Source organism: Pseudoalteromonas sp. SG44-1 (assembly GCF_014164315.1).
GTDB lineage: Bacteria > Pseudomonadota > Gammaproteobacteria > Enterobacterales > Alteromonadaceae > Pseudoalteromonas > Pseudoalteromonas rhizosphaerae.
Map to the genome: position 1 here is coordinate 1 of NZ_JACJEW010000164.1, position 1,595 is coordinate 1,595.

Genomic DNA, 1,595 nt, shown 5'->3' on the forward strand with positions numbered 1-1,595 from the left:
TTTACAGTGTTACCCAATCCCCTAAATTGATTTACTACCAGCATGACAAATACAGTGCATGCGCCATTTATTGAGTTTTTAGCTCAACAAATTATTAAGGCCAGTTCTAAAGCCGAGCAAATTGCTATATCTCGCCGTTGCCCGTTAAAAGACCTGCCCGCATTGCGTACTCGCGTTAAACAGCTGCTAAACCCAGCCAATAACAAACCAGTGCGCAGTACTCGCTTACCTGCCTGTTACGTCCTAACAAAACAACGTTTAACCAAAATGAGGACTCAACAGCATGGCGCTTAAAAGAAAAGTGGTAGTACCGACAGCCCCAAGCTTTACGTTTCAAGAATTAGTACCAAAAGCCACGTTTGAACTTTATCAAGACGACCCTTTGTTTTTGATCAATCTATTTGATGATCGCGCATTGCGTATGCTGCAAAAGTTACGCAACACGTTTGGCCCATGCACCGTAAATAGTTGGAGCTGGGGCGGCGCTAATCAATACCGTGGCTATCGCCAGCTTGATTGCGCAATAGGTGCTAAACGCAGCCAACATAAGCTGGGTAAAGCATTCGATTGTAGCTTTACTAATTACACCGCTCAGCAAGTACGTGATTACGTATTAGCCCACCCGCAAGAATTCCCCTACATCACCGCCATTGAAGGGCAAGTGAATTGGTTTCATTTTGATGTACGCACGCCTACATGGACGGGCATTAAAGTATTTAACCCGTAAGGACCACTCATGACCCCAGAGCAAGAAAACCTACTGTTTGAGTCTATTGGCTCTATTAAAGCCAGCCAAGAGGCCATTTTAAACAGTGTCGCTGAGATAAAAGCTGATATTCATCACAGTATCGAAAAAAGCGAAGCACGCCAAAAGGTCGTTACTGACGCCTTAAAAGAAGATTTAAAAGCAAGTGAGCTACGCCAAATTGCAGCGATTAATAAGCACGATGATCGTTTAACTAAAGTTGAAGAGAAGCTCACTAACCAACGCGTTAAGGTGGCGACTATGGGCGGCGCGGCGGGTTTGACCGTGTCATTAATCGCCTATGCTGTTAAAAATGGGATTTGGAACTAATGGCGCACCCTGCAGAAAAGAAAAACGCCATACGCCACAGCTATGTAACCGAGCTGCTAGCGTTGAGCGTGGCCGCCATTAAGCATAGCGTGGCCGACGGCACAGCACGACGCTGGAAAATGGAAGCCAAAGACAACGGCGACGATTGGGACTTAGCCCGTGCAGCAAGCCGCCGCAGTGAGGGCACAGCAGGGGAGTTTACCACCGATTTCATTGAAGAATTCACCATTCAAGTAAACGAGACCTTTGAACTTTTAAAATCAGCAGAGGGCGCAGCGCTGCCGCTTGAACAACGCACAAAAATACTTAGCTCACTCACCGATATGATGAGCAAAGTAATGAAGGTATCAGGCGGTAATAAAAAGCTTGAAAAGCGCACCATTGCAGCTGAGGTCGTTAAAATTCTTGCTAAGTTTGTATCAACCAAATACCCCGAATTTGCCCCTGAGTTTGTTGAAATACTCACCGCCTTTGGTCCACGACTCGATCAGGAGTTAAGCGACTAATGGCCGATATGAAT

General features: G+C 46.0%; 4 protein-coding genes. All 4 read left to right on the forward strand.

What is annotated here, in order from left to right; all coding sequences use genetic code 11:
- The first annotated feature begins 42 nt into the window (after nt 1-42).
- Genes H5187_RS25230 through H5187_RS25245 form a run of 4 tightly spaced genes read left to right on the forward strand, consistent with a single transcriptional unit; the run spans nt 43 to nt 1,581 of the window.
- Entirely contained in the window at nt 43-294 is a 252-nt protein-coding gene (locus H5187_RS25230) for a hypothetical protein (protein ID WP_145233980.1), read from the forward strand.
- Entirely contained in the window at nt 284-727 is a 444-nt protein-coding gene (locus tag H5187_RS25235; RefSeq protein WP_182798465.1) for a D-Ala-D-Ala carboxypeptidase family metallohydrolase, read from the forward strand. Before H5187_RS25230 ends, H5187_RS25235 begins: the two co-directional genes overlap by 11 nt.
- 9 nt (nt 728-736) lie before the next feature.
- On the forward strand, nt 737-1,075 hold the full coding sequence (locus H5187_RS25240; protein ID WP_182798466.1) for a hypothetical protein: 339 nt from the start codon (nt 737-739) through the stop codon (nt 1,073-1,075).
- On the forward strand, nt 1,075-1,581 hold the full coding sequence (locus H5187_RS25245; RefSeq protein WP_182798467.1) for a DUF1804 family protein: 507 nt from the start codon (nt 1,075-1,077) through the stop codon (nt 1,579-1,581). Before H5187_RS25240 ends, H5187_RS25245 begins: the two co-directional genes overlap by 1 nt.
- The last annotated feature ends 14 nt before the right edge of the window (nt 1,582-1,595 follow it).